Source organism: Nonomuraea zeae (genome assembly GCF_005889725.1).
GTDB classification, from domain to species: domain Bacteria; phylum Actinomycetota; class Actinomycetes; order Streptosporangiales; family Streptosporangiaceae; genus Nonomuraea; species Nonomuraea zeae.
Window position 1 is genome coordinate 1 of record NZ_VCKX01000627.1, and the last position, 2,090, is coordinate 2,090.

General features: G+C 75.3%; 2 protein-coding genes. One reads left to right on the forward strand and one right to left on the reverse strand.

Annotation, left to right across the window (positions count from 1 at the left end; genetic code table 11):
- Positions 1 to 1,052, forward strand: a 1,052-nt coding sequence (locus ETD85_RS61890; protein WP_138699032.1) for a tetratricopeptide repeat protein, incomplete at its 5' end; no start/stop codon positions are given.
- Between the two features lie 12 nt (positions 1,053 to 1,064).
- Here the strand turns inward: ETD85_RS61890 and ETD85_RS61895 are convergent.
- Positions 1,065 to 2,039, reverse strand: coding sequence for an AAA family ATPase (locus ETD85_RS61895; RefSeq protein WP_170247507.1), 975 nt, complete (start codon positions 2,037 to 2,039; stop codon positions 1,065 to 1,067).
- Positions 2,040 to 2,090: the final 51 nt, after the last annotated feature.

Here is a 2,090-nt window from a genome sequence, read left to right on the forward strand (position 1 = left end):
CTCCCATCCCAGATCGGCTCGCCCCTGCCCCTCCCGTCCCAGACCGGCCCGTCGCTGACGGGGCCGGGCGTGACCTGGCCGCGCTGCCCGAGTCCAGCACGTGGCTGGCCGGGATGGCGGCGCTGGCGGAGGCCGCCTACCTGCTCGGCGACGCGGATCTGGCGCGCAGGGTGTATCCGCTGCTGGAGCTGTACGCCGCCCTGCCGGTCATGCCCTCCCTCGCCATCGTGTGCCTGGGCTCGGCGTGGCGGCCGCTCGGCCTGGCCGCCCTGGCCATGGGCGAGCCGCGCCGCGCGGCCGACCATCTGGCCAGGGCCGTCGAGGCGACCCGCCTGCTCGGCAACCGCCCCATCACCGCGCTCACCCAGGCCGACCTGGCCGAGGCGCTGATTGCCCTCGGCGACCGGGAGCGGGCGGCCGACCTGCTGCGGGAGGCCGCGGACGCGGCGAAAGACCTGGACATGGCCCTGCGCGCCGAGCAGTGGACCGCCAGGCGGCGGCAGATCAGCCACCGCGAGGGCACCGTCCGCGGGGACGGCCGTACGTGGATCTTCACCCTCGGCCCGCGCCGCGCCACCGTCCCGGACATGGTCGGCGTCCGCCACCTGGTGACGCTCCTGCTCAATCCTGGTACGCCGATCTCCGCCCTGGAGCTGGCCACCGGGGAGGAGGCCGCATCCATGGCCCCGGCCGCCCGCCAGCCCCTCCTCGACGACCAGGCCCTGGCGGCCTACCGCGAGCACGCCCGCCGCCTCATGGGCGAGATCGCCGAGGCGGAAGGCGCGGCCGCCGAGCACCTGCGCGCCCAGCTGGACATCATCATGGGGGAGCTGCGCGCCGCCACGGGCAAGGGTGGGCGCCGCAGGAGCTTCGCCGACCCGGGGGAGCGCGCCCGCACCGCCGTCAGGAAGGCGGTCAAGCGCGCGATCGACGAGATCACGGCGGCGGACCCCGAGATCGGCAGGACCATCGCCGCCTCGGTCACCACCGGCACCCAGTGCGTCTACACGCCGGGAGACGTCACCTGGTCGTGCCCGCGGCCCACGCCGTGACCACGTCCCGGCTCACCTGGAGCGACCGGCCGGTGGCACGAGGAGGGCACGGCGGGCACGGTCCTGGTAGACGACCAGGGTGGGTGCCGGGGTGGTGACGTAGAGGGCCTCGCGGGTCAGCTCGCAGGCGAACTCGTACGCGCTGCCGGAGACCACCAGCAACCCCCTGGCGAGCGCCCGCTCACAGTGCTCCGCCACCACCTGCGGCGGCAGCGCGAGCATCTCCCCGAGCAGCACGGGGTCGAACGCCGCCGCCCCCAGCACGCTGGCCGCCCGCAGCACCCGGCGCGCCTGATCGTCCAGCCCCCGCAGCCGGGCGAGCACGATGACCCGCAGCGACGCCGGCACCCCCTGCCGGACCAGGTCCGGCTCGCCGAGCAGCTCCACCACGAACTGCGGATGCCCCCGCGTCCGCCGGAACACCTCGTCGGCCAGCTCGCCCAGCCCCGCACGCGCCGCCAGCTCCGCGACCGCGCCGGGCGGCAGCGGCCCCAGCCGCAGCACCTCCGCCGGCCCGCGCAGCGCGTCGGTCACCGCCTCGTCGTCCGTGCGCACGGTCGCGACCACCAGCAGCCGCGCCCCTGACGTCCGCCTGGCCAGGTAGTGCACCAGCTCCACGGTCGCCGCCCCTGCCGCGTGCAGGTCTTCGAGGACCAGCAGCACGGGCTCGCGCTCGGCCAGCGCGCACAGGAACGCGGTCACCGCCTCGTAGGCGTAACGGCGTTCCATGGGCTGCCCCTTGGCCAGCGACTCCAACACCTGCGCCCAGCCGCCCACCATGTCGCGCAGGAGCTGCCCGGCCAGGTGCGCGACGCGCGGGCGCAGCGCGTCCACGAACGGCTGCAGGAACAATGCCCGCTCGATCTCGTGGCACCGGGCCCGCAGCACGAGCCCGCCCGTCGCCCCCGCCATCCGCTCCGCCTCGGCGGCCAGCCGCGACTTGCCGATGCCCGCCTCGCCGCAGATCAGCAGCTGGCTCTTATACACATCTCCGAGCCCACGAGACCCTAAGACAGCTCCTATGCCGTCTTCCCCTTG